Origin of the sequence: Pelagibacterium limicola, from assembly GCF_015694405.1 — a bacterium.
Lineage (GTDB): Bacteria > Pseudomonadota > Alphaproteobacteria > Rhizobiales > Devosiaceae > Pelagibacterium > Pelagibacterium limicola.
In genome coordinates, this window is the sequence record NZ_JADQDB010000001.1 from 594,239 (window position 1) to 616,880 (window position 22,642).

Genomic DNA, 22,642 nt, shown 5'->3' on the forward strand with positions numbered 1-22,642 from the left:
ACTCGATGCTATCAATGAGAAATGCAATTTCAGTCCTGAGCGATAACTCAAAATTATCGCTAATTTTCGACCCAGCGATACGCTCAGCTTATCGCACGTGCGGCAATTCTCAATTCTCGCCACATCCTCTCAATGATACTCAGTCTTCAAGCGACCTTGAATGATCGCACGGGAGAGAAAGCGAGATGACGGTTCGGCCGAATATCCTTTGCATCGTGAGCGAGGACTGCCCACCAAGGCTTGGCGCGTATGGTGACAACCTCGCGCGCAGTCCAAATCTCGACGCCCTGGCGAAATCCGGTGTGGTGTTTGAGAACGCCAACAGTACATCTCCGGTCTGTGCGCCGTCCCGTTTTGCGATCCTTACCGGCAGGCACGCTGAAAGCTGTCCGCGCGCCCAGCACATGCAGACAGTCGCGCCCTTGCCCCCCGGATTTCGCACCTGCCCCGACATGATGCGCGCAGCAGGCTATTACTGCACAAACAACTTCAAGACCCACTACAATTGCGACGTCAAGGCATCGGAAATCTGGGATGAGTCGAGCAAGACCGCGCATTGGCGGAACCGCCCCGGCACCCAACCCTTTTATGCGGTCTTCAACTCCATGGCGACGCATGAATCCTGCACCTTCAAGGAACAGCCCGGCGATGTAGGCCCCGAGGACGTCACACTTCCACCCTATCTGCCCGATACGCCCGGCATGCGCGAAAGTCTTGCGCGCCATTACAATGCGATTGCACTGATGGACGCGGAACTGGGCGCGCGGCTGGCTGAACTTGAAGAGAGCGGCGTGGCAGATGACACGATCGTCTTTTACTATTCCGACCATGGCGCAGCGCTCCCACGCTCCAAGCGATACCTCTATGACGAAGGCTTGCGGGTTCCGTTGATCGTCAGGGTGCCGGAAAAATGGCGGCACCTTTTACCCTATCCCCCCGGCAGTCACGTGGATACGCCGGTCTCGCTCGTCGACCTCGTGCCATCGATCCTCGCGGCAGCCGAGATCAAGCCGCCGGTGCCGTTCGATGGCCAACCATTTCTTGGCTCCGATCGCATTGAACGACCCGTCATTTTCGGTGGCCGCGACCGGATGGGAGAACGATACGATCTTACCCGCACCATACGCTCAAGGCGCTATCGCTACATCCGCAATTATGCGCCGCACCGCATCACGGGTCAGTACGTTGCCTATGAATGGATTGGCCAGCACTATCAGGATTATGAGCTTGCAAAAGACGCCGGCACACTCAATCCGCTGCAGACACGCTTCTGGCAGACCAAGCCGGCCGAGGAGCTTTACGACATGCTGGTCGACCCATCTGCCACGTCGAACCTTGTCGATGACCCCGCCCACGCCGAAGCCCTTGCCGCACACCGCACGGCGCTAGATGCATATATGCTCGATATCCGGGATACCGGCTTCATACCCGAGCACAGCCCTCTTGAAAGTTGGGAGGCAAGTCAGGATGAAACGCTCTACCCGCTGAAAGACGTTATGGCGCTCGCCGCACTCGCCATCACACGTGATCCGGACAATCTCCCAGGCATTGTCGAAACGCTGAACCACAACTCCCCCATCATGCGCCACTGGGCCGCCAAGGGGCTGCTGATGCTGGCGATCGACGGCCACGCTTTGCCGGAGACGCTTGCCGATGTCTGTATGAATGAACACGATATCCATGCGCGCATTCCCCTTGCCGAAGCGCTGGGGCACGCAGGAGAATCCGCACGCTGGGTCCGCGTACTGACAGATATAGTCAAAACTGCTCCCGATCCCCGCGTAAAACTTCAGTCACTCGATGCATTGACCTGGTTGCCCTTGTTTCCCGACATCTCCCTCGCCGTCATTGAGGCCCTTCACGATGACGAGGACACATATCTAAGGCAGGCTTCCGACTATCTGTCCGAGAAGCTCAGGGGCACCTATCATCCGCGTAATCGCATCTTCAATCTCGAACGGCTCGACGGCAGATCCATGATGGGTTGATCACGCGCGCCTATGGGCACGCCATCCCTATCAACCGTTTCTGAAGTGACCAACAGGAAGGCAATGCGCGCGCAAAGCGGACTTTGACCTAATGGCCAGCCGATTAGGCGCATTGTCATAGCGATGAGGCCTATCGCTGTCGCTGCAAGGCCGGACCAAGCCCAGCCGGGAAACAGGACGCCCTCAGCCGTTCTCGGGCTTGCCCATCCGCCTATACCGAACGACGGCAATCTCATGAACATCGTGGCAAGGGCTTGGAGGAGGGCGCCGTGCCGAACTCTTTCGGCGGACGAGTGATGTATTAGGTACCGATCGCATTGAATTCGCTGAACCGGGCATATCGGCAAGGCTGCAAAAGCTACCGCCTGATACCGGTGGTCATTCAGCGTCATTATGGTCCTGCCTTAAAGCGGACCTTCGCGAGACAACTCAAGGAATCGGCGAAGTATCCACGTTGGGCGTTGCGATTGCATTTTTGACTGAAGTCTGAATCAATAGCTTTCTTTGCAGCGAGATTGTGGGTTGTACGTCGTGAGAAAAGTGGCTGTTGCGTTTGCTATTTTTTGGATCACGTTTCTTCCGGCCGTTGGCCACGAATCCGCCGTCCCGGGGCTTATCGATATCGCCGATGTCAACTGGGACGCGGTTCCGGCAGGCACGCCGGAGGCCTTCGAAGCGGCTTTTGGCGAGAATACCCGGACTGGAAATACCCGTTGGTATCAAGCCGCCCGGGAAATCGACGGAGAGACAATAACTTTCGTTCCATTGGCATTGATCCCGTTGCCTGATGGCAGGACTGCGCTGGTCAGCACAGGCGGCAGTAGCTGTACCGGTCAAGCTTGTTCCGGTGTCAATTCGGTCCATTATCTGCGGCGCGAGCACGCCCGCTATGAAGTGGATGGCGAGTGGCTCAATGTTGGCGCAACCGGGACGGTGGGCAATCCGGCCCTGCGTTGGGGACAGACGGACGCGATTGCCGATGCACCGGTTCTCTATACGGAAGGCGGCGGGGTCTGGCAGGGTTATGCCTGTTCCTACGCGGCTCTGACCCATCTAACACCGGCGGGTCCGGTCGAGATCGCCAGCATACCTGTCTATTACTCCAACGAGGGGGCGGCGGAGGATGGCGCGGACGTTGTCACGCTGAACGGTCATATTGTTGGAGCGCGGGAGGGCCAGTCCTTCACGGTCCGCTATTCGGGCACAGGCAGTTTCAACGAACGCTATGTCCGGCATGCCGACGGAAGTTACCATCCGGTCGAGCCATCGCGCATGCCTCAGTGCCGGGACCACTGACGGGCCGACCATGAACTCCCTCCTTGCGGCGCTGATGTACCTCATACCCTGAACCGGAGGGTTCAAGCCGAACGCTCTTTTCTTCAGGGAACAGCAGGTTTAGGCTCATGCCATCAGTGCTCAGAGGGCGGCTCAGCACGACGAGAATGTTGAAGCCGATTCACGTGGCGCTAGGCATGGACGGGGAGACAAGAAGAGGTGAGGTACTTGGTTGGTGCCGCAGTGGCGGGCTTCATTTTGCTTTGTGCGTACCTCTATCTGACGCCTGATCTGCGGGGATGGACGCCAGCGGATTTCAGCGATCCTGCGACAGTGGTCGAGCCGACAGCCGCAGGTAATGCCGCTTTTAGGATCGGAGATTGCGTTCCCGGCACTGTCCGTCCCTGGAATGTTCCCGCCGCGATCGATGGTCAGCAATTCGACTCTCAGCCCATGCTGACCTGCCGCAGCCAAAACAGCGCGCTGTTGGCTGTCAGCATCTCTCTTCTCATAGCGATAGCAGGCCTGCTCCTGTTCTCTCGCGGCCGCACACTTTTGAAGTTGAGGTCGTGATTCCACTGTACCCACCATACCGTCAGCCTTTGAGGCGAGGCGCGTCCTTGACGACCAGCCGGACGTTTCCGCAACAATTTCAGGGGACGGTGCCTTGAACTCGCCTTTACGACATGGCCTCATAAGCGGCTACGAAAAGAGGTCCATCTTCATGCGAACCCTGTCTCTCCGCCTGCTTTGCGTTGCCCTGATTGGCACCGTAGCCCCTGTTTCCCTGGCTGCCGAGAATGCAGCACCGCGTTTCCAGTCACAGGTAGAAGGGCTGGCGATCACGGCCGTCAGCAGTGTTCCGGCATTCAAGGGGCGCGACGATGAACAGCGTTGCTTTGACCCAATGCCCGAATCCCGCGAGGCGGTGTCGGTGCAAGCGAAGGGCTGGCAGGTCACGGGCGAAGCCGAAGCCGGCGGCTATCGACTGGTGAGCTTTGCAGGAAGCATGGAGCAAGGTACCAGCGGCTCCTGCTTGCTCGGCGATGGCAATATTGCCCTGTTCCGAGATGGGGATGTGCAGGCGATCGCCTATGCGACCCAGGGGGCGAGCCTTTCCATCGGCTATATCCAAGCTCTGGAACCCGACGACATTCGCATCCTCGATGGCGACTTCCTGACCCAGCCTGTTGCCGACATGCGTTTTGATGACGACGGGTCGGTCCGCATCGAGAAGCTGGCGGCATCCGAGAGCGTCTGCACCGGTCTCGGGCAGGTGCCGAACATTTATGGCCTTCCGATCAATCGCGCGCGGTCCGTGCTGGGCGAAGCGGGATGGGAGCCCTCGCCTGCGCGACACCCGGGCGGACACAGCGACGGCCGTGCCAGCACGTTTGCCAGCCAAGGATTGACCGAAGTGGATGATTGTTCGGGGACGGGCTTTGGCTACTGCCAATTCTTCTATGAAGGCACTCCCGGCTTGCTCGCGGTGATCACCGCCGGGGACGACGAATGGCCGAGCGTGGTGCGATACTCGGTGGATTGCGACGGGTATTAGGGGATCTACCGCGTGCGTGTCGTCACCGGATTTTCCGCAGCGTTGCTCATTCTGGCATCCGCGGCGCAGGCTGAAGGGACTGCCCCCGAACCGGTTCCCGCGAGCTGGCAGCGCTGCGAAACATATCGTGGTGCATCTGTCTGCACCTGGATCGCCCTGGTCCAGAATGAGACCCAAGGAGTCGCGCGAGTGTGTGCGATCCGGCAGGACTTCGCCACCAATGCGTATTATACTCACCGCCTCATTGGGACAGTAAACGCTAACCGGGTGCACTTCGACCGGATTTGCGGGGATCCGGGCTCCGAAACCGATACCTTTTGTGCTGGTCATGCTCCCGAAGGCGCCCAGAAAATCGGCTGGAGCAGTTACGACCAGACGGTTCATCTCTGCGAGAGCGGCCTGTCGGACACCCCCACCGGTTGCACTGGCACGCAGGATGATCAGCAAATGGCGCGCGTATCCACAGACCGGCTCCCGCTTTCGGATGAGGATCGCGACTGGCTAGCCGCTTGCGCAAATGGCCAATAAGCAGCCGCCAGGGCGGAGTTCCGGCTCTGCCCTTTGTGGCCAAGTAACATCGAACAGGCTTGCGCAATGAAACATCGATTTTTCCTTTATGCTGGTTGCGTCGTGGCTATCCTGGGCTTCGGGGCCGGCATTGCGATTGATAGAGACCCGAGCGGCATGTTTTCGGGGAGGCTGCAGGCCCAGACCGGCATCCTGTCCGAGTTCGATCAGGCGGGGCTGAGCGACGAGCAACGGGGGGCCATCTATTTTGCTTTCGGGGATTTTTCGGCGTTGAGTTCCGAAGCGCTCGAGGTCTCTGCGGCGCCGTGGAAACTATCAACCGCCCTGCTGGCGCTTTATCACAGCAACGGCGATCTTGAGACGGTTACATCTGAAGCAGTGGCCGGAATCTTTCAGGACTACGGATTTGTCACGCCGGCGCGTATTGCCAATTGGCCCGATGGCTTGCCAGTGCCGCAGCTGGATGCCCCAATCGGACAGAATCTGGGATTTGCCAGCCGGCTGCTGCCGCCTATCGGGGTAACCATCAGCAATGTGTCCTGCGCAGCCTGCCATGCCAGCGTAGTCTACGATGCAAGCGGGCAGCCCGACCTGTCGACAGTCTGGCTCGGCACCCCCAATGGCTCGATCAATCTGGAACGCTATGTCAGTGAACTATACAAAGCGCTACGTGACAGACCGGAGGATGAGGGCCTGATCTGGGCCGCTGTGCAAAAGCTTTATCCTCAGACCGATTGGCGCGAATGGTTGGCGCTGCGCAGTGTGGTCCTCCCACGGGTAGACGGCCTCGTCGCGAGTCAGGAGGCCAAGATTGGACGATTGTTGCCGTTTGAGGTCAGCACTATGGGTGCAACCAATGGGCTGCAGGCGCTGCAATCGCGGTTCGGCCTTCTTGCCAATGACCACCTAGCCGAAGTCAACGCGCCAATCTCTGTGCCGGAATTGGGTGGCCGCATCTGGCGCTCGTCGCTACTGGCATCGGGCGCTTATGGCGTACCAGGGGAAGATCCACAGCGGCACATGCATGCCCAAGACCTGACCGAGGGGCACATCAATGCGTTGGCTGGTCTGACAGCATTCTTTACCGTACCCAGCATGGGCACTAGTCCGGCGACCGCCGCGCAGCATGTAGACGATGCGGAACGCATTTTCGCCTGGCTCCAAAACTATCGGCCGCAACCCTTTCCGGGCCCGATCGACCGCGACGCAGCCGAACGGGGCAGACAGGTTTATGCAGCGGCCTGCGCATCCTGCCACGGAAGCTATAGCGTCGACATCGAGCGTCCCGAGCTGGTGAATTTCCCCAACTGGCAAGGCGACGTGGGCACCGACAGGACGTATATCGAGATGTTCGACCAGGCGACGGTCGATATGGTCAATGGACTTGGTTACGATAGCTTGCTGCAGGGCCGTTTGGCACCTGACTATGTCGCGCAGCCGCTGACCGGACTTTGGTCGAGCGCGCCCTACCTGCACAATGGCAGTGTGCCGACGCTTTGGCACCTGATGCGTCCGAACCAGCGCCCAATCGAATTTGATGTCGGCGGTCATGCGCTCGATCTCGAAAAGGTCGGTATTGCAGGTGTTCAACAGGGAGACGTTTGGGCTACCCCTTCAGGCTATACGCCTTGGGCGCGGCCGGAACGCATCGACACGACGGTGCCGGGATTGGGCGCAGAAGGTCATAAACAACCCTTCGACACCATGAGCGAACCAGACAAGGCTGATCTGCTGGAATACCTCAAGTTGTTATGAGCGCCTCTGCCGGCAGCCGTTCGCGCCTGGACTTGGCGCTCACCGGCACGGGGCCGACCCGCCAAGCGGAGATCAGACGATCGCTCGCGGGAAGTCTATAGCGCGCACTCAGTTCGGCAGCGCTTTCCGGATCGTCAGCCAGAACGGACATCGGCCAGACCTGAAAGCCAAGTGCTGAAAGCTCGAGCTGGCGCCGATAAAGCGTGCGACCTGTGTTGATTGGATTTTCTCCCTCAGGGCGATGAAATAACAGAACTGCAGCAGCACTGGCAGTCCGCCTCTTCTCCGATATCAACGGGACCACAAGTCCAAACGTGTCGAGTATAGAGAAACCCGGGTCACCCAACACCAGGCCAGCGCCGAATGCCTCGAAGCGGGACATGCCCATGGCCTCCGCCGAAAGCCCATCGGCGCCGTAACCGGCATCGGTCGGGGCCAGCCGCATCCAGGTGACAAGCTCACGGCGGTAAGGCGCCTGACGATAGAAGGCGAGGCTAGTGCGCTCATTGAGCGTGGAGACAACCTCGATTTCGGCCGGATTCCCGATCAGCGTGATATCACTTTGCACAAGTGCCCATTCAGCCAGGGCTTGGGTCTGGCTGGCCGGGCAAGCTGCAAAGCCGCGTCGCCAGGTGCAGCGCTGTGGCATCTGCTCAATGAGCAGGTCCCTCGGGCCACCCTCGCCAAGCTCTAGACGCGCCGAAACCCCATCGCCGGGCAAATCGACGGTGCGAGCGGACAATCCCTGCTCGCCGAGGGCCAGTATCGTACCTTCCAGGGCCGCTCCCAGAGAGACGCGCAGGTCTCGGCCCGAAGCATCGCCAACCGGGAGTTGACGAGCAAGGTCGGCCATGAGCCATAGTGCCCCGTCACCGAGGGCCCAGCGCGTCGGTTGTGTATTGTGGACGCTCGGCGCAAGATTAGCGGTCGCAGCGAGAAGGGCGAGATCCAGAGTCATGAGGTAGTCAGCGACTTGCGGAAGAGGTGGACGCGATGCAAGGGCTTGGCGCCGATACGCTCCATCTGTCGCAGGCTGCCGTGGTTATGGTCCCAGATCCAGGTAATGCCGAGCTTCTTGTAGCCGGCGTCCCGCATTCTGGGCAGTAAAGTGCCGAGCATGGCGCCCATTACCCCCCTGCCCTGCAGGTCACTGCGGACCGACATATAGACCACGAGCGCCCGGTCGCGCCGCAATCGATGGACGAGAAAATGCCAGGGGGTCGTCCAGGAGAGGCGTGACCGCGTGGCGCGGATGAAAGGATTGAGGTCGGGAATAACGAGTACGATCCCGGCTGGCTCACCCTTATGATGGAGCACCGAGGTGAGGCGCGGGTCGATTATCCAGCGCAATTCCCTGGCCTGGAAATCGAACTCCTCTTTGGTGAGCGGCACGAACATTGGGTTGTTGGCAAAGCCGCTATTGAGCAACAGCCTGGCCTCTTCGAGACGGGACGGGATATCCTTGCGACCCATGGGGGCAAAAGACCAATCCGGCGAAGCCAGGAGTTCACGTTGCGCCGGACCAAGCATGGAATCGGGATCAAAAGATCCGAGTTCCGCCTCGAAAGTGCGCATTGGGAAATAGGGCTCGTAGCCATTCTCCCTCAGCAGACGTGGACCATGAGGAGGACCATAGACCTGATCGACATAGGGGACGGCTTCAAAACCGTCAGTCACGACACCGATCTGTTGCATGGCAGTCAGATTGAAGTTACCTGAAAGGGTGTCGAACCCGCGCTGGCGTGCCCAGCCCTCGGCTGCCTGCAAAAGCAGGTGCGCTCCTTCCGCGTCGTCAGCGCAATCGAAATAGGCGAAATAGGCGGTGTTTGTCTTGTGCACCGCGTTGGACGCCGGATGCACATGGACGCCGATACGACCGACAGGCTTGCGGTCGCGGTGTGCGGTGAGAAGCGCAAAATTGCCAGCGACAGGAAACAGCGGATTGTCGCCCACACTATAGAAGCGTCGCAAGTCAGAGCGCATCGGCGATACATATAGCGAGGACGCGCCATAGATTTCGAAGGGCGTATCGAAGAATGCGGCGAAATCGCCTTCACGCAGTTCCATCGGCAATCTCCCGGTTCGGGACGAGCGTCGCCATGCGCTGTACAAGCGCCAGTTCGGTTTCGACGGCCGAACTGCGCCCTACCGAGGGCATAGCTGAAGCGACAAGAAGCAGCGGGTCGGCAGATAACATCAGAAGATGCGTAGCATCGTGAGTTGCGAAAAGACTGTCGAGTTGCTGGCGGGCTTCCTCCTCCAGCAGGACAAGATCACGACGTCGCAGTACCGGATGGGTTGCGAAGGCTGATCGTAGGATTGTCATGTCGAACTGCGTCAATTCCTTTTCGTCGAGCAACGTTGAGCCTCCGAGTGCCGATGCCGCAGTGACCGACGTTATGAAGGCTCTTACCGAAGTGGTATCGGCCGCGGCCAAAGCAATCAGGATGTCATTACGTCGCGTCACGGCGAAAGCGCCTACGGTTTCATTGAGAACCAGCGCGAGAATGCCGGTGCACAGGGCCATGGCCGATATCTGCACTGCGAAGGTCCAGCCCATCTGGGCCATTGCGGTTGCGCTTATGCCGACGACCGCCCCTAGCACAGCTGTGACGACGAAGGCGACGGCGGCATCCTTGCGCCCGGTGGTGCCATTAGCCGAACTGATAGCCATCCAACAAAAGAACAGTATGGCGACACCGGAGGCCCGAATAGGCAAGACGTCTTCAAAAACGCCATAGTCGCTGGCGAGGAAAATGACGAGTACCGGCAGTGCGAAGCGAATGCGCCCGATGACCCGCTGTTCATGCTCGGTCAAGCCCATATTGCGGCTGGTAAATGCCAACACGTAGATTGCAGCGAAGCTGGCAAGCTGGAATGCCAACAGGGCATAGAGCGGAAAGCCGAGATCGCCGCTGAAAAAGGCCAGTAAAGAAAACAACCCGCCTCCGGCGAGGGTCATCTGTTTCAGCAAGCGTGGCGCGTGGCGACGCTGCAGCCCTTCCAGAACGAGCAGAGCGCTCAGGGGGATCCAGGCAGCGAAAAGCCGCGTCAGAGTTTCAAATATCCCCTGATGGATATTCCAGGACAGTAGCCGCATTGCCAGAACCAGCGACACCAGGGTGAGAACAAAGATGAAGCGACCTGCCAGTCCGTCACGATCGGGGCGCATGCGGACGACCGCCAAGGCGGCGAGTGTCCCTGCAAGGGCCGCGGCGGAGACGACACTATCGGCAAGCAAAGAATGCATTGCGATCACGTCTTCACCAGCTTGGCGATTTGGCGCCGGGCAATCGGCGTGACAACGGCCGATAGCCAGAATGGCAAAGGTCGTTCAACCTTGCCCTCATAGGGGTTGAAGAACCAGCCGCGGCAGTCTGTCCTGGTCTGTTGGCCCAAGATCAGGGCGATGGTCTCATAGGCCATCAGCATGCCGGTTGTAATAACCATTGGGGCGAAAGACATGCGCTTGCGCTTTCCCGCTGCCATTTCGCCGGCCATGGCGAGATCGATATACTTGCGGGCCGAGGAATGCACCATGACATGCTCGATCTCGCGCATGAAGGCCTCGTTCCGCTGCTCGACGGTGAGTTCGTCCCATGAAGTGCCGATGGTCGGATAGTGGAGCCGTTCTTCCGGCATAGGTTCACCGGGTCGCGTGACATAGACCGAAGGCAGAGAGGAGGCATAGGCGTCGATCACTGGCCTATGGGCTGCACGGGCGCTGCGATAGAGCAAGAGGCTTGCCGCCAGATCGTCGGTGCCGTTGATGGTGACTGAACTGGCCTCGATACTGGCAATGGCATGACCTGGCCATTCGTCCTTGTAGACGATCGTTTCGATCTGGGGATTGATGGTCCTGATCAGCGCCTCGGTGGCCTCCGCCTTGTGCTGACCGACGGTATTGGTGAAGGCGAAGACCTGCCTGTTCATATTGCCGATTTCGAATGTGTCGATATCGGCGAGGATGAGCTTGCCAATCCCTGCGCGCGCCAGGGCCAGCACTGCGGCGCCGCCCATTCCGCCGGTGCCGCAGACAAAGACCGTCGCTTCACGCAGCTTCTCCTGCTCTTCGGCAGTGACGAAGCCGAGATTGCGGTTGGTGAATTCGGCGTAGGAAAAACTCATGACCTGCTCCTCGGACGCAAACGCCCAAATTCGCGATCCGCATCGAGCCATTGGATGACCGGCAGGACAGCGCGCTGCAACAGCGCCATGGTGACGGCAATGCCCACGAGGCCCAGCGCGCCTTTAGGCACCATTTCGGTGAGATACCGGCGCGCGGCGGCCAGATCGAGCTTGCCGATCTGGATCACATCATCACCGCGGTCGTAATCGAGATTGGCCTGGCAATAGTCGTTGATGATGGCGCGTCGATGCTTCTGCGCTGCCTCGAAAGTCTTTTTCAGGTTGTCCGAGCCACCGGTATAGGAATTGGTTATGATGAAGTTCTGCTCATCGAAATCGGCCTCCTCGCCCACCCCAAAGACATGACGATGGGCACGCATGATCTGGCGCACGAGCACCAGCTGGCGGAATTTACGGGGCGTGTTCCTTTCTGGGTCGGGATAAACCTCGGAAAAGGTCTCGGTGACCATGCCGACGATCGCTGGCACCTGGGTGACGTTCGAAACCCAGATTGGGCGGCACTGATTGCGGATAAACAGCAGGAAGCAGGTCAGCCCGTAGAGCACCCAGGACAGCCCCTTGCTGCGCTGGTCCGGATCGACCATCACGAGCCCTAGATGAACCAGTTCGACCGATCGCCCATCCAACTCGAGCGGGATCACCGGCAAGGCGTTGAAGGCGATGGGTGCCCCGGTTCTCTTGTCGGTGACAAGCGTGATGAAGCTCACTTCGAGCCGCTCGCGATCCCCGGAAAATATGCCGTATTGGAGATCCTTGGCGCCAAGTGTGCGCGAGGCAATCGTCCGCAATTGTCCGATCAAAGCCGCCAACTGTTCCGGCGCCATCCAGAGACCGGGCCTCTCCACGATGCGCATACGACGGCCCTGGCCGACTGGAAGAGTTAGATCGAGGTAATGCCTATCCAAGCTGACCAACCATTTTTTATAGGATGCAGTGCCGAGGTGGATAGCGTATTTGTTCAACCAAAAGTATCCCCCAGGGCAACGTGCGAAAGGTGGATATTGGTTTTTCTCCAAAAAAGGTTGCGACAACAAAGGCCAAACGGAAGCTTTCTGAACTTGCCAGCAGAACAAGTCATTGCCGACCTGGAACAGCTTGGCGAAGGCTTCTTTCTCATCAACAGCAACGTGAGCATGATAAAGTCGCTTCGCACGGTCGACATGATCGACCGGCTTTATCGGAAGATTGACCCCGAGATTGCTGGGACTCGCGAGCGCTTGTTTGTTGACGGCCCGATGCGATCAGGGGACGCTTGCGCGTAAGAACGTAGGTAAGCTGGGCAAACTTGCCATGATCTATGATCGAGTAAGGTAGCAGCGGCAGCGGTTTCTGATGTGTCGGGGCCGGCAGGGAACGAGCCAACCAGTCGTCTGCTAACTGATAACAATATGCCGACGTCATGGGTGAAAAGCATTTGATCTAGTTTGTCAATCTGACCGGAGCCCCGTATTTCCTCCAGCCAATTGGAGAATCCGGGGTTTGATTGCTCTGATCCCGAACTTTGGAGCGCCGGTGGCTGGAGTTTTCCGGCTTCTGTCACGATGGCGGGCTGACTGCATTCTGCAAGGCAATCGGGTCGTTGTATCCGATCGCCGAGTGAGGCCGAACCTCATTGTAGTCTCTACACCAATCCTCCATTTTCACGCGGGCGTCGTCAAGGCTCGTGAACCAGTGGGTTCAGGCATTCCGACCGGAACTTGCTATTGAAGGCTTCGATGAAGCTGCTCGTTTTAGGCGGGAGTTTGAGGAGTATTGGACATGGCGTTTTTGAGCGTTATCCGGCGCTGGCATTTCCTGGACGGTTTTTCAATCCGGGTGATTTCACGGTGCACCGGCCTGTCCCGGAATGCCATTCGCAAGTATCTTCGGTCCGATGCGGTTGAGCCGAAGTTCAAGGTGCCCGCTTGATCGCGATAGCCGGTTTCGATCTCCTGGTCCTCCCAGCACGCCTTCCGTATCGCTTGCAGATGTGCAAGCGGGCCGTAGCGATCCGCAGGCCGATAGACGTGGGATATTGAACGCAGCGTTTGTGCAGCAGCGCCAGAAACAAGAAATAGGTACTTCTTCGTCACGTAGCGAGTGGCGCTGCCAATCAGGCCCATCCTGGCAAGAAGGCCGGCGGCCAACCGATATTCGCTTGCGCATATAATGTTATTACATTACCGAAAGATGGAATAACGATCCGCTTCGCGCGCTAGGGCTTTTCATTTGACGACGGAAACGCCGAGCGCGTCGCCGTGCTCAGAGCCGATGTTGCAGAGATAGACACCGCTGCCGACCCTCGCACCGGCTTTGCGCTTTATGTAGGGGGCGGCGGACAAACACTTTACCCCTATGGCGCTCGCTCCATGGTGACGCCGGTTTTCGCCGCGGCCGGCCTTCACAATGTCTATGGCGAGACCGATGAGCGCGTGTTCGAGGCTGCCACCGAAGAGCTTCTGGGCAAGAACCCGGATGTGATCGTGCTGCTCTATTCCAATGGCACCCCCGACGCGGTACTTGCCGATTTCCAGAAAGTGGCCGGCGTCGAGAATTTCGAGGCGGTCAAGAGCGGCCGGGTGGTGACTCTGCCGTTCGAATATACCGATCCGCCGTCGCCGTTTTCGCTCAGGGGCGCAAGCGCTTTGGCTGCGCAACTGGCCGATCTGCCGTGATCACTGCCGAGGCCATCAAGGTCTCCCGCAATGGCCGGCTGCTGCTCGATAGTGTGAGCCTTGCCGTCGAGAACGGGCAGGTCATGGGCATTGTTGGCCCCAATGGGGCCGGCAAGAGCACGCTGCTGCGCAGCCTTTATGGTGCCGTTTCTCACGGCGGTGCAATCCACCTCGATGGCTCCCCCCTTTCAACCCTCTCGCGCCGGGCGGTTGCACGTCGTGTGGCCGTCGTGTCCCAGAGTCAGATGCTCGACCCCGACCAGAGCGTCCATGAAGTAGTCGCGCTGGGGAGATTGCCACGCCAGGCCTGGTTTGGCTCCGGGCCGGGGGAGGACGAGCATGCGATTACTGACGCGATCACTCGGGTTGGCCTAGCAACCATGGCCAATGCACCGGTTCGATGCCTGTCGGGCGGCGAAATTCAGCGCGCGCTGATCGCCCGCGCCCTGTGTCAGGGCGCCGACCATCTTCTTCTCGACGAACCTACAAATCATCTCGATCTCGCTTTCCAGCATGAGATTCTGGCGCTGGTGAAAAGCTTCGGGCTCGCCACGCTCATCGTTATTCACGATCTCAACCTCGCCGCCCGCTATTGCGACCGCGTGGGCTTCATCGAAGCCGGCCGTCTGCTGGCCCTCGGCGCACCCGAAGCGGTGCTCACGCCCCAGCGCGTGGCCAAGACTTATGGAATTGCAACAACATGTATCGTAACCCCAGCCGGGCGCCAGCACCTGGTTTTTGCCGACACACCCCCTATCATGGAGACTTCATCATGAACGATCTGCCGTTACCCACTGCACACGACCTGTTGGCCAGATGGGATGCCCAACAGACCGCCTATATCAAGCATCGCGATCAGCGCTTTGCGATTATGGCAGAGACCATTGCTCGTCACTGTGGTGACAGCCCGCGCATCCTCGACCTTGCCTGTGGCCCCAGTTCGACCAGCGCCGCTCTTCTCAAACTCTTGCCAGGCGCACAAATCGTTGCGGTCGACAAGGACCCAGTCCTGCTAGCGATTGCCACTGAAAGCTTTGCAGGCCGTGACAACGTCGAAGTGCACGACGAAGATCTCGACCAGACCGCCTGGCTGGAGGCAATTGGCGGCCAGTTCGATGCCGTCGTCTCGTCGACCGCACTGCACTGGCTGGCGCCCGATGCGCTTGCCCGGCTTTACTTCACCCTTTCATCCAAGGTCAGGGAGGGCGGCATTTTTCTCAATGCCGATCATCTCAAATATGATGATGTTACCCAGCCCGTCCTCCATAGGATTTCTGCAGAAGACGACAAGAACAACCAGAAGATTGCCTTCGACAGTGGGGTCGATACATGGGATGCCTGGTGGGATGCGGTAAAAGCCAATCCGGCCTATCAGGATGCAGTCGCCCGACGTGACATCGTCTGGGAAGGCAAAGGCCCACAGCCCCATGTGAGCCTGGGCTATCATCTCACCACCCTGCGTAGCGCTGGCTTTCGCGAAACCGGTACAATCTGGCAATATTTCGACGACTACGTGCTCTATGCCGTGCGGTAGACGTGTAAACACCAATCCCTGTCTGTTGTTGCAGCTGGCGGCGGGCAGGGTCTTGCCCGGATTCGCCGAAGCAGTTGGGCGAGGTTTTGCAGTCGGATAGAGAGGAAGGGTTCCTGGCGCGACAGCAGCATGGTAATCCCAGAGGATTCAAAGCCGCGTCCGCGACGTGGCCGTCCTCCGCGATAGCCAGTGGAAATGCCAAGCGCCGTCGGCCACGTTGACGCGAAGGGTCAATCGGAGCAGCCGCCCACGACGAACCGGCGGAAGCCCGGCATCAAGCCGCGCGCGATCGAGGAGTGCCCAACACCTCTCTTCGATGATTGGCTCGCCGGCACGTAGTGTCACGGTCTGACGCTCGCCTCCGGACACGTTGCGATGATCGACGTCGGTTTCGGTTTCCAACGCGTGCCCGGACGCCGCCGATGGAGATCGTCTCAGCCGTCATCGCGGGCGGCACCGATCTCGAACGAGTTGAACCTGTAACTGCACCGAAACTCAGAAAGGAAAAGATATGAAAGTCCTTAGATTTGAACCAGCCGATGCCAGATTCGAACGCTCGCCCGGACAGGACGCCGACATCTTTGCCGCGAACTTGGCGGATCAACAGCAGGGGGGTCCGGTCACGGTCGGGTATGGAAGGTATGGCCCCAACCAGGTCCTGAAGACCAATATCGTCGTCGATGACGTCATGGTGGTCCTGGAAGAAAGGGTGTCGGTTGAAGCCGACGGCGAGACGCTGACTGCGGGTCCCGGCGAAATTATCTATATGCCGAAGGGGAACGCTGTGGTCCTTCGCTCCCACGCAGAAGGAGCGCTGACAGCCTATGTCACGTATCCTCACTGGTCAGAAGCGGAATAGGATATCGCGGAACGAACACGGCCGGCCTCAGCCCCTAAAAGAGAGGTCCGATGCCTTGGGCGCCCGGCGTGAACGTCAAACCAAAGTCCTGAGTGCCACCGCAGGTGCGGAAGTCGGATTATCCGCGATTGAGGCCCCTGAGCATGGCGGGGAACTTCTTGACAGATTAACATGCCCTGTTTATTTCCAACCGATCGGAAATAAACAGGGAGGATTGCGTGCCCCGACCCCGAATGCATGATCAGGAAGATATTCTTGATGCCGTGGAGCGAGTGATTGCCCGCGACGGAGTCTTGAGTCTTGGCGCTGTTGCGAAAGAGGCCGGGGTCTCCAAGGCGACCGTGCTTTACGAGCATACCAGCAAACGGAATCTTCTGGCTGCCCTCGTCGCACGGACGATCAACGCTGACAACGCGTTCAATGAGAGTTGCGAAGCGGGGTTTGCCGGGCAGGCGGATGCTCCGCTGCTCGGCAGGATCGAAGCTGCCAAGCGAACGCCGTGGGCCAATGGAGGCAACGCCGCGGTTCTTGGGCTGATCTCTGCACTGATGCAGGATGAAGCGCTTCGTAATGAATTTCGAGCAAACCAGCAGAAATTGCGCGAAGGGCTGATTGAGGCCGCAGCCGATGCCCGCACGACACGGCTGGCGTGGCTTGCTCTGGAAGGATTCAAGTTCCAGCAGCACATGGAATTGGTCGCCTGGAACGAGACCGAACGCGCTGAAATCCTCAACGATATAACAACGTTTGCCCGAACAGGCACACTCATCGGGGAGAATTCGAGTGACTGAACGGCATATCTTTGTCACCGGCGCGAGCGGCTATGTGGGGCGAAACCTCATTCGCCATTTCACGAATGCCGGTCATCGCGTGACAGGGCTCGCGCGCAGCGACCGAAGCGCGGCGATAGTCACAGAATTGGGAGCCACCGCGGTTCGAGGTGACATGCTGCGCGATAGCCTCTCACCGCTCTTGGTCGGGGCGACAGAACTGGTTCACGCGGCCGCCAACCTCGACCACGGGCCTGGACGCGTCGCTTATGAAGACAACGTCCGTGGTACAGAAACCGTGATCGCCGCCGCCTCAATTGCGGGCATCCAACGCCTGGTGCACATCAGTTCGGACTCGGTGCTTCAGGACGGCCATCCCCTGCGTGACGTTCACGAGAGCCATCCTGTCCCAGTACGTCATGCGGGAGCCTATTCCACCGGCAAGGCCGAAGCGGAGAAAGTCGCGCTGAAAGGGAACAGTGACGCTATGGACGTGATCGTCCTTCGACCCCGTATGCTATGGGGACGCGATGACACCACAGCCCTGCCCACCCTCGTGGACATGGTGCGAAGCGGGCAATTCGCCTGGATCTCCGGCGGAGATTACCTTTCTTCCACAACGCATGTAGGCAATCTGTGCCATGCGGTCGATCTGGCCCTCACCAATGGGCGGGCCGGTGAAATCTATCATATCTGCGACGGTCCGGCACGGTCATTTAGGGATACTGTGACAGGTCTGCTCGCGACACAGGGAATATCGCCCCCTGACAAATCAGTGCCGCGCCCCGTTCTGCGCCTGCTGGCGCGAGTTGGCGATCGTCTTTATCGTCTGTCCGGAGGCCGTCTGCACGGACCTCTGAGCTTTCAGGAATATGCGACGAGTGCTGTTGAGATCACGCTCGATATCTCCAAGGCCAAACAGGAAATCGGCTATTTGCCGATTGTTGGCTGGGAGGAAGGGCTGGATGAGCTAAGGGATGGGACGCCCCGAGGCAACGTTCCGGCCTGGGCTTGAATGGAAACGTTTCGGAGTGCCTTACTGAAAGACCACTATCGTCTCCGAGGCGGGATTGAATCCCGGATGGACGGCGACAGACTAGCTTTCGAGATCGTAGGGTTCCGAAATTCCTTCAGTTCGAAATCGACGTCCTTGTCGCCCCGGCCGGACAGGTTCACCAAGACGCTTTCCGGGGAAGGGCGGCGCTCGGCCAGCTTGATCGCGGAGGCGAGTGCATGGGAACTTTCGAGCGCTGGGAGGATCCCTTCCGATTTTGTAATACGGAAGAAGGTGCTGATCGCCGTTTCGTCGGAGATGGTCTATACCATTAGGCGGCCTTCCTCATGCAGCATCGCGATCTCTGGTCCGACCCCGGGATAGACTAGGCCGAGGCCACTGACGACACCGGCGAAGACGTCCCTTCTTCCTGTTGCAAAACGATCGACGGCGCGCCGTGAAGCGTTACGGAAGCTCCGAAGGAAAGCGTGGCAGCATGTTTCCCGGTTTCATTAGAATTGCCGAGCGGTTCCACGCATGGAGAGTTGGAGCTTTACTCGCCGGGCGGTCGGCGCAAGGAAGCTGTACCACCCCCTCTCGTGAAAGGCCCCGGTCTGAATTTCTTGCCACCCTGCGGCAATGTTTGCTTGATAGAGATGTCGCAAAACTGAAGGGGCTTTGCGTGCGGATTTTGTTGGTCGAAGACGAACGGGAGATGGCAGACCTGATGACCGTCGCGCTCGGCAGACAGGACATATTGGTCGATCACGTACGGACCCTCGAACTTGCGAAGGAAGCCTGTCTAAGCGGCATTCACGACGCAGTGCTGCTGGATCGCAGATTGCCCGATGGCGATGGGCTCGCGCTCATTCCACTACTGCGCAAGGAGCGCTCCGGCATACCGGTAGTCGTCCTCTCCGCTCTCGGTTCCCCAGATCAGAGAATCGCTGGCCTTGATAACGGGGCGGATGACTATCTCGCTAAGCCATTTTCCGTAGCTGAACTCCTGGCAAGGCTTCGCGCTGTCATGCGGCGGCCCGCTCAGCTGGAAGCCAGCCTGGTCAATGTTGCAAGGTTGTCTTTCAACTTGACTGAGCGGCAGGCCTACATTGACAGCGTGCCCCTTGATCTTCCGCGGCGGGAATTGCTGGCACTCGAAATTCTGGTGCGGCGCGCCGGGCGGACTGTTCCTCGCTCCGCAATTGAGGAGGCAGTGTATGGCTATGACGACGAGATCGCCTCCAACACACTTGATTCTCACATCTCGAGGCTTCGGCAGAAGCTAGCCTCAGCGGGCGTTGAGATTCACGGGATACGTGGGCTCGGATATCTCTTGAAAGCGGCGCCATGAGCCTTTGGGGATCCATTTCCCTGCGCGTTCGCCTCACCTGGCGGGTCGTGATCATGCAGGCCCTGGTGCTTATTGCCTTCACTGCCATTGCCGCAGTTCCAATCTACAATTTTCTCACCGAGGACCTGCGTTACGACACCGATATTATCGATGACATTGCCAACGCCATCGTGGTGGGGGAGGACGACACATGGCAACTCGTCATGGGGGGCGACCTCGCAGAGGACGCGACCCACTATCCCAATTTGTGGTTCTACGCGCTCGATTCAAATGGCCATTCAGTGCAGTTTGGCGAAATCCCAGATCGGCTACTGACAATCGTTGAGGCGCTCAAGACCGTACGCTCGGCCAATATTTCTGGCCTGGGTCCGAATGAGGATGGGGTCGCACTCCTAAGGCGCCACGACGGGGAGATGGGGCGAATCTGGATCGTCGTTGGGAATGGTCCAGAGATCGGCATACGTTCCGCGTTCGGCAACCCGGTATTCGTCGGCCTTCTCGTTCTCCTGACCCTTGTCTCGTTTCTCATCATTCCGCGGATCGTGCGTGGGGAACTGCGCGGCATCGATCAGGTCGCACTCGATGCCGACAAGATCGATTTTCAGCGGCGTGGGATCAGGCTGTCGATGGAGCGGGTGCCCGGCGAGCTCCATTCGCTGGTTCGCGCGGTGAATGCAGCCCTGCAGCGCCTCGACGACGGGATCGAACGCCGCCATCGGTTTATTGCCGGCGCCGCCCATGAGTTGCGTACCCCTATTGCCATCCTGCAAGCACGGTTGGAGCTGATGCAGGGCAACGAGCAACAGGGGAAACTTATGCTGGATGTTGCGCGCCTCGGCAATCTCGCCAATCAGTTGCTCGATCTCGAGCGCCTCGAGGCCGAAGTTCCGCAGTTTCAAAGCATAAACCTCGTCGATCTCGCGACAGAGGTTGCTGCTGACATGGCGCCCGTGGTCATTGCGGCGGGCAGCACGATTGTCTTCCACGCCGAGACCGAGAACGTTCCGGTCCTCTGCGATCCGCCCTCGCTATCTCGGGCTCTGCTGAACCTCATCCAGAACGCTGTCGTTCATGCGGGCGAAAGCTCGACAATCAGCGTCACAGTCAGCTCGGACGCCACGTTGAGGGTCGCCGATACAGGTCCGGGCATTCCGGAGGAGTATCGCGACCTGATATTTGAACCCTTCGGGAGGGTAACCCCGCTCGACCAGGGCGTCGGGCTGGGGCTTGCGCTCGTCCGCGATATTGTAGAGCGACACAATGGGCGCGTCACAGTGGGCGACGCTTCTGGTGGAGGTGCCCTTTTTGAGGTCTGCTTACCTCTGCTCGCTGAATAGGGCGTTTCTTACGATCTGGAGCGTCGTCGGCTCGTCCCTTTGGATCGAGCACTAGAAACTTCCAGAACTGGCCTCGTCGACCAGCCCTCGATATCGATCATCACTAAAGATCATGGCGGCGGCCCCGACGAAACGATCGCGAGGGCCTTGCCCATTGCGGCTCAAGTCGCCGACCGCTGGCGACTTGTCGAAAGCTCAAACCGTGCTTTCCATCATAACCCCACAAAAATTCGTCAGCGCCAAATCTCAATCGAAAACCCCGGGGACGTCTCTGCGTGATTAGCACAACGGCGGTGTGAGGCTCCCGTTGACCCTCCATTTCCTCACTGATCACCGCCGACGCACAACGTTCCCGCAATCTTGGGGCTCAAAGGTCGGTGCTGCAGACAACGTTCGTTTCAGCATCAACAGCAGAACGGTGGTGCCCTGGCAAAGACATCCGTGGACCGAATTGAAGTCTTTGCGAAGCGAAAGCTGCCCCAACTTCACAACGCAACATCGGAGTATGAACTGAAATGGAACCGACCGAAAAACCCCAACAGCGCCAGGCGATGGGACGCCGCAGCTTTCTGAGTGGCGCGGCCGCACTTGGTGTTGGCGCAGGGTTCGCCGCGCCTGCCATTGTCACCCGCGCAGCCGCAGCTGACCCTTCAGCCATCGCTTTGCGAGACCAGAATCTAAAGTTCATCGGCGCTGAGGAAACCTACTCCACCGAGGAATTGATGAAGTTGAACGCGATCAACGATGAGCACAAGCAGTTCCTCGAGGAAATCGGTCTCGCCGACTTAGGCCCTGGCCGCCTCGCTGCGATGGATGATGCAGGATTGAACGTCGCCATTCTCTCGGCACATACGCCAGGCGTTCAGGACCTTCCTAGGGAGCAAGGGATCGACTTGGCCTATCGTCTCAACAAGATGATCGCAACCGGTCCGATCGCCACCTACCCCGGGCGTTACCAGGCCTTTGCGACCCTGCCTCTGCAGGATCCTGAAGCATCAGCGGACGAACTGGAACGCGCCGTTCGCGAAGATGGCTTCGTGGGAGCCATGACCAATGGATTCATAGGCACGAAATTCTTGGATCACCCAGACTTCGAACCGCTCCTTGAACGCGCTGAGGCGCTCAACGCTCCTATATATCTTCATCCGGGCTATCCCCCCAAGGAAGTGCTCGATATTTACTATCGGACCTCGCACAATGGAGAGGATACCGAGTTTCAAGACTACCTTTTCAGTGGATCAGGGTACGGGTGGCACCAGGAGGTACTCACCCAAAGCCTCCGCATGATCCTGACTGGAGCGTTCGACAGGTTTCCAGGATTGCAGGTCATCATCGGCCATATGGGCGAGGGGCTTCCCTTCTTCTACAAGCGCTTCGAAGAAGAATTCACCATGGTGACCGGGCGTTCCTTGCAGAAGCCGATAATGCAGTACTTCAGCGACAATTTCTGGTACACCACCAGCGCTTTCCCACAGGACGAACTGCTTCACCTGCTTCTGCGGTACATCAGCGTGGATCGCGTGATGTTCGCCACCGACTATCCCTTTGCAGACATGAAGCAGCAGACCGAATGGTTCCGGGCGGTCGATCTACCTCGCGAAGACAAGGAAAAGATCGCGTTCCGGAATGCGGAACGCCTGTTCGGCATAAAGGTCTGACGCATCTGCTCGCGCGGCGCCGCAGATGGCCGGTCGCAGATTTCAATGTTCTTTGCGACCCGCATCGCAAAATCTCAGGGAAGGCAACTCGGCAGCTGTTTGGCATGTAAGCTGCAGGTGCTTTCGGGACATCTTCTTTTGAGATTATAGTTTTTCGCGCAGCACCTCGTAAGGGGTTTTTCCGTTGAACGCGCCGTGAGGCCTTGCGAAGTTGTAGAAGCGTTCCCATTCA

Annotated in this window: 20 protein-coding genes and 2 pseudogenes; 14 read left to right on the plus strand and 8 right to left on the minus strand. The window is 58.8% G+C overall.

The genetic code is table 11. The features are described 5' to 3' along the window. Positions 1–185 precede the first annotated feature (185 nt). From I2G20_RS02860 to I2G20_RS02880, 5 genes are all read left to right on the plus strand, one after another. Complete coding sequence (locus tag I2G20_RS02860) at positions 186–1,988, plus strand: sulfatase family protein (protein WP_196258155.1); 1,803 nt, start codon at positions 186–188, stop codon at positions 1,986–1,988. Between the two features lie 540 nt (positions 1,989–2,528). Continuing rightward, positions 2,529–3,284, plus strand: coding sequence for a hypothetical protein (locus I2G20_RS02865; protein ID WP_196258156.1), 756 nt, complete (start codon positions 2,529–2,531; stop codon positions 3,282–3,284). A 703-nt stretch (positions 3,285–3,987) separates the two neighbouring features. After that, entirely contained in the window at positions 3,988–4,821 is an 834-nt protein-coding gene (locus I2G20_RS02870) for a hypothetical protein (RefSeq protein ID WP_196258157.1), read from the plus strand. A gap of 12 nt (positions 4,822–4,833) precedes the next feature. Next, positions 4,834–5,349 carry a hypothetical protein gene (locus I2G20_RS02875; protein ID WP_196258158.1) on the plus strand — a complete coding sequence of 172 codons (516 nt, stop codon included), beginning with the start codon at positions 4,834–4,836 and terminating at the stop codon, positions 5,347–5,349. A 66-nt stretch (positions 5,350–5,415) separates the two neighbouring features. Beyond that, a complete protein-coding gene (locus I2G20_RS02880) occupies positions 5,416–7,104 on the plus strand; it encodes a c-type cytochrome (protein ID WP_196258159.1) in 1,689 nt (562 codons plus the stop codon). On the opposite strand, the gene I2G20_RS02885 is transcribed toward I2G20_RS02880, so the two are convergent. The 7 genes and pseudogenes from I2G20_RS02885 to I2G20_RS02920 all read right to left on the minus strand — a co-directional run bounded on the left by I2G20_RS02885 (position 7,091) and on the right by I2G20_RS02920 (position 13,379). Then, positions 7,091–8,062, minus strand: coding sequence for a nitroreductase family protein (locus tag I2G20_RS02885; RefSeq protein ID WP_196258160.1), 972 nt, complete (start codon positions 8,060–8,062; stop codon positions 7,091–7,093). The two genes, I2G20_RS02880 and I2G20_RS02885, sit on opposite strands and share 14 nt — an antisense overlap. Further along, positions 8,059–9,171, minus strand: coding sequence for a GNAT family N-acetyltransferase (locus I2G20_RS02890; protein ID WP_207747505.1), 1,113 nt, complete (start codon positions 9,169–9,171; stop codon positions 8,059–8,061). Before I2G20_RS02890 ends, I2G20_RS02885 begins: the two co-directional genes overlap by 4 nt. After that, entirely contained in the window at positions 9,158–10,354 is a 1,197-nt protein-coding gene (locus I2G20_RS02895; RefSeq protein WP_196258162.1) for a hypothetical protein, read from the minus strand. Before I2G20_RS02895 ends, I2G20_RS02890 begins: the two co-directional genes overlap by 14 nt. A gap of 5 nt (positions 10,355–10,359) precedes the next feature. Continuing rightward, positions 10,360–11,232 (minus strand): HesA/MoeB/ThiF family protein, encoded by an 873-nt coding sequence (locus I2G20_RS02900; protein ID WP_196258163.1) that lies wholly within the window; start codon positions 11,230–11,232, stop codon positions 10,360–10,362. Further along, on the minus strand, positions 11,229–12,107 hold the full coding sequence (locus I2G20_RS02905) for a hypothetical protein (RefSeq protein WP_246472769.1): 879 nt from the start codon (positions 12,105–12,107) through the stop codon (positions 11,229–11,231). The genes I2G20_RS02900 and I2G20_RS02905 overlap by 4 nt, the downstream gene beginning before the upstream one ends. 682 nt (positions 12,108–12,789) lie before the next feature. Continuing rightward, a pseudogene (locus I2G20_RS02915) lies at positions 12,790–12,988 on the minus strand (integrase core domain-containing protein); the annotation flags it as partial. Continuing rightward, positions 12,984–13,379, minus strand: coding sequence for a hypothetical protein (locus I2G20_RS02920; protein ID WP_196258217.1), 396 nt, complete (start codon positions 13,377–13,379; stop codon positions 12,984–12,986). The pseudogene I2G20_RS02915 and the gene I2G20_RS02920, both read right to left, overlap by 5 nt. A 111-nt stretch (positions 13,380–13,490) precedes the next feature. On the opposite strand from I2G20_RS02920, the gene I2G20_RS02925 reads away from it, so the two are divergent. The 9 genes from I2G20_RS02925 (at position 13,491) to I2G20_RS02965 (ending at position 22,410) form a co-directional block, all read left to right on the plus strand. Next, a complete protein-coding gene (locus tag I2G20_RS02925) occupies positions 13,491–13,907 on the plus strand; it encodes an ABC transporter substrate-binding protein (RefSeq protein WP_196258164.1) in 417 nt (138 codons plus the stop codon). Beyond that, positions 13,904–14,683, plus strand: a complete 780-nt coding sequence (locus I2G20_RS02930) for an ATP-binding cassette domain-containing protein (protein WP_196258165.1) — start codon at positions 13,904–13,906, stop codon at positions 14,681–14,683. The genes I2G20_RS02925 and I2G20_RS02930 overlap by 4 nt, the downstream gene beginning before the upstream one ends. Beyond that, on the plus strand, positions 14,680–15,441 hold the full coding sequence (locus tag I2G20_RS02935; RefSeq protein ID WP_196258166.1) for a class I SAM-dependent methyltransferase: 762 nt from the start codon (positions 14,680–14,682) through the stop codon (positions 15,439–15,441). The genes I2G20_RS02930 and I2G20_RS02935 overlap by 4 nt, the downstream gene beginning before the upstream one ends. A gap of 511 nt (positions 15,442–15,952) precedes the next feature. Next, positions 15,953–16,300 (plus strand): ethanolamine utilization protein, encoded by a 348-nt coding sequence (locus I2G20_RS02940; protein ID WP_196258167.1) that lies wholly within the window; start codon positions 15,953–15,955, stop codon positions 16,298–16,300. A 218-nt stretch (positions 16,301–16,518) separates the two neighbouring features. Further along, the gene (locus I2G20_RS02945; RefSeq protein ID WP_196258168.1) at positions 16,519–17,091 is read left to right on the plus strand and encodes a TetR family transcriptional regulator; all 573 of its coding nucleotides are present in this window, start codon (positions 16,519–16,521) and stop codon (positions 17,089–17,091) included. Continuing rightward, positions 17,084–18,085 (plus strand): NAD-dependent epimerase/dehydratase family protein, encoded by a 1,002-nt coding sequence (locus I2G20_RS02950; RefSeq protein WP_196258169.1) that lies wholly within the window; start codon positions 17,084–17,086, stop codon positions 18,083–18,085. Before I2G20_RS02945 ends, I2G20_RS02950 begins: the two co-directional genes overlap by 8 nt. 661 nt (positions 18,086–18,746) lie before the next feature. Next, complete coding sequence (locus tag I2G20_RS02955) at positions 18,747–19,415, plus strand: response regulator (RefSeq protein WP_196258213.1); 669 nt, start codon at positions 18,747–18,749, stop codon at positions 19,413–19,415. Then, positions 19,412–20,752 (plus strand): sensor histidine kinase, encoded by a 1,341-nt coding sequence (locus tag I2G20_RS02960; RefSeq protein WP_196258170.1) that lies wholly within the window; start codon positions 19,412–19,414, stop codon positions 20,750–20,752. The genes I2G20_RS02955 and I2G20_RS02960 overlap by 4 nt, the downstream gene beginning before the upstream one ends. Positions 20,753–21,267: 515 nt before the next feature. Beyond that, entirely contained in the window at positions 21,268–22,410 is a 1,143-nt protein-coding gene (locus I2G20_RS02965) for an amidohydrolase family protein (protein WP_246472771.1), read from the plus strand. A 144-nt stretch (positions 22,411–22,554) separates the two neighbouring features. On the opposite strand, the pseudogene I2G20_RS02970 reads toward I2G20_RS02965, so the two are convergent. After that, positions 22,555–22,642, minus strand: a pseudogene (locus I2G20_RS02970) (IS481 family transposase); the annotation flags it as partial.

Bases quoted from the DNA above. Each gene is read 5' to 3' on its own strand.
- I2G20_RS02860 (WP_196258155.1), top strand. From the start codon at position 186: ATGACGGTTCGGCCGAATATCCTTTGCATCGTGAGCGAGGACTGCCCA.
- I2G20_RS02870 (WP_196258157.1), top strand. From the start codon at position 3,988: ATGCGAACCCTGTCTCTCCGCCTGCTTTGCGTTGCCCTGATTGGCACC.
- I2G20_RS02880 (WP_196258159.1), top strand. From the start codon at position 5,416: ATGAAACATCGATTTTTCCTTTATGCTGGTTGCGTCGTGGCTATCCTG.
- I2G20_RS02885 (WP_196258160.1), bottom strand. From the start codon at position 8,062: ATGACTCTGGATCTCGCCCTTCTCGCTGCGACCGCTAATCTTGCGCCG.
- I2G20_RS02890 (WP_207747505.1), bottom strand. From the start codon at position 9,171: ATGGAACTGCGTGAAGGCGATTTCGCCGCATTCTTCGATACGCCCTTC.
- I2G20_RS02895 (WP_196258162.1), bottom strand. From the start codon at position 10,354: ATGCATTCTTTGCTTGCCGATAGTGTCGTCTCCGCCGCGGCCCTTGCA.
- I2G20_RS02900 (WP_196258163.1), bottom strand. From the start codon at position 11,232: ATGAGTTTTTCCTACGCCGAATTCACCAACCGCAATCTCGGCTTCGTC.
- I2G20_RS02905 (WP_246472769.1), bottom strand. From the start codon at position 12,107: ATGCGCATCGTGGAGAGGCCCGGTCTCTGGATGGCGCCGGAACAGTTG.
- I2G20_RS02935 (WP_196258166.1), top strand. From the start codon at position 14,680: ATGAACGATCTGCCGTTACCCACTGCACACGACCTGTTGGCCAGATGG.
- I2G20_RS02940 (WP_196258167.1), top strand. From the start codon at position 15,953: ATGAAAGTCCTTAGATTTGAACCAGCCGATGCCAGATTCGAACGCTCG.
- I2G20_RS02960 (WP_196258170.1), top strand. From the start codon at position 19,412: ATGAGCCTTTGGGGATCCATTTCCCTGCGCGTTCGCCTCACCTGGCGG.
- I2G20_RS02965 (WP_246472771.1), top strand. From the start codon at position 21,268: ATGGAACCGACCGAAAAACCCCAACAGCGCCAGGCGATGGGACGCCGC.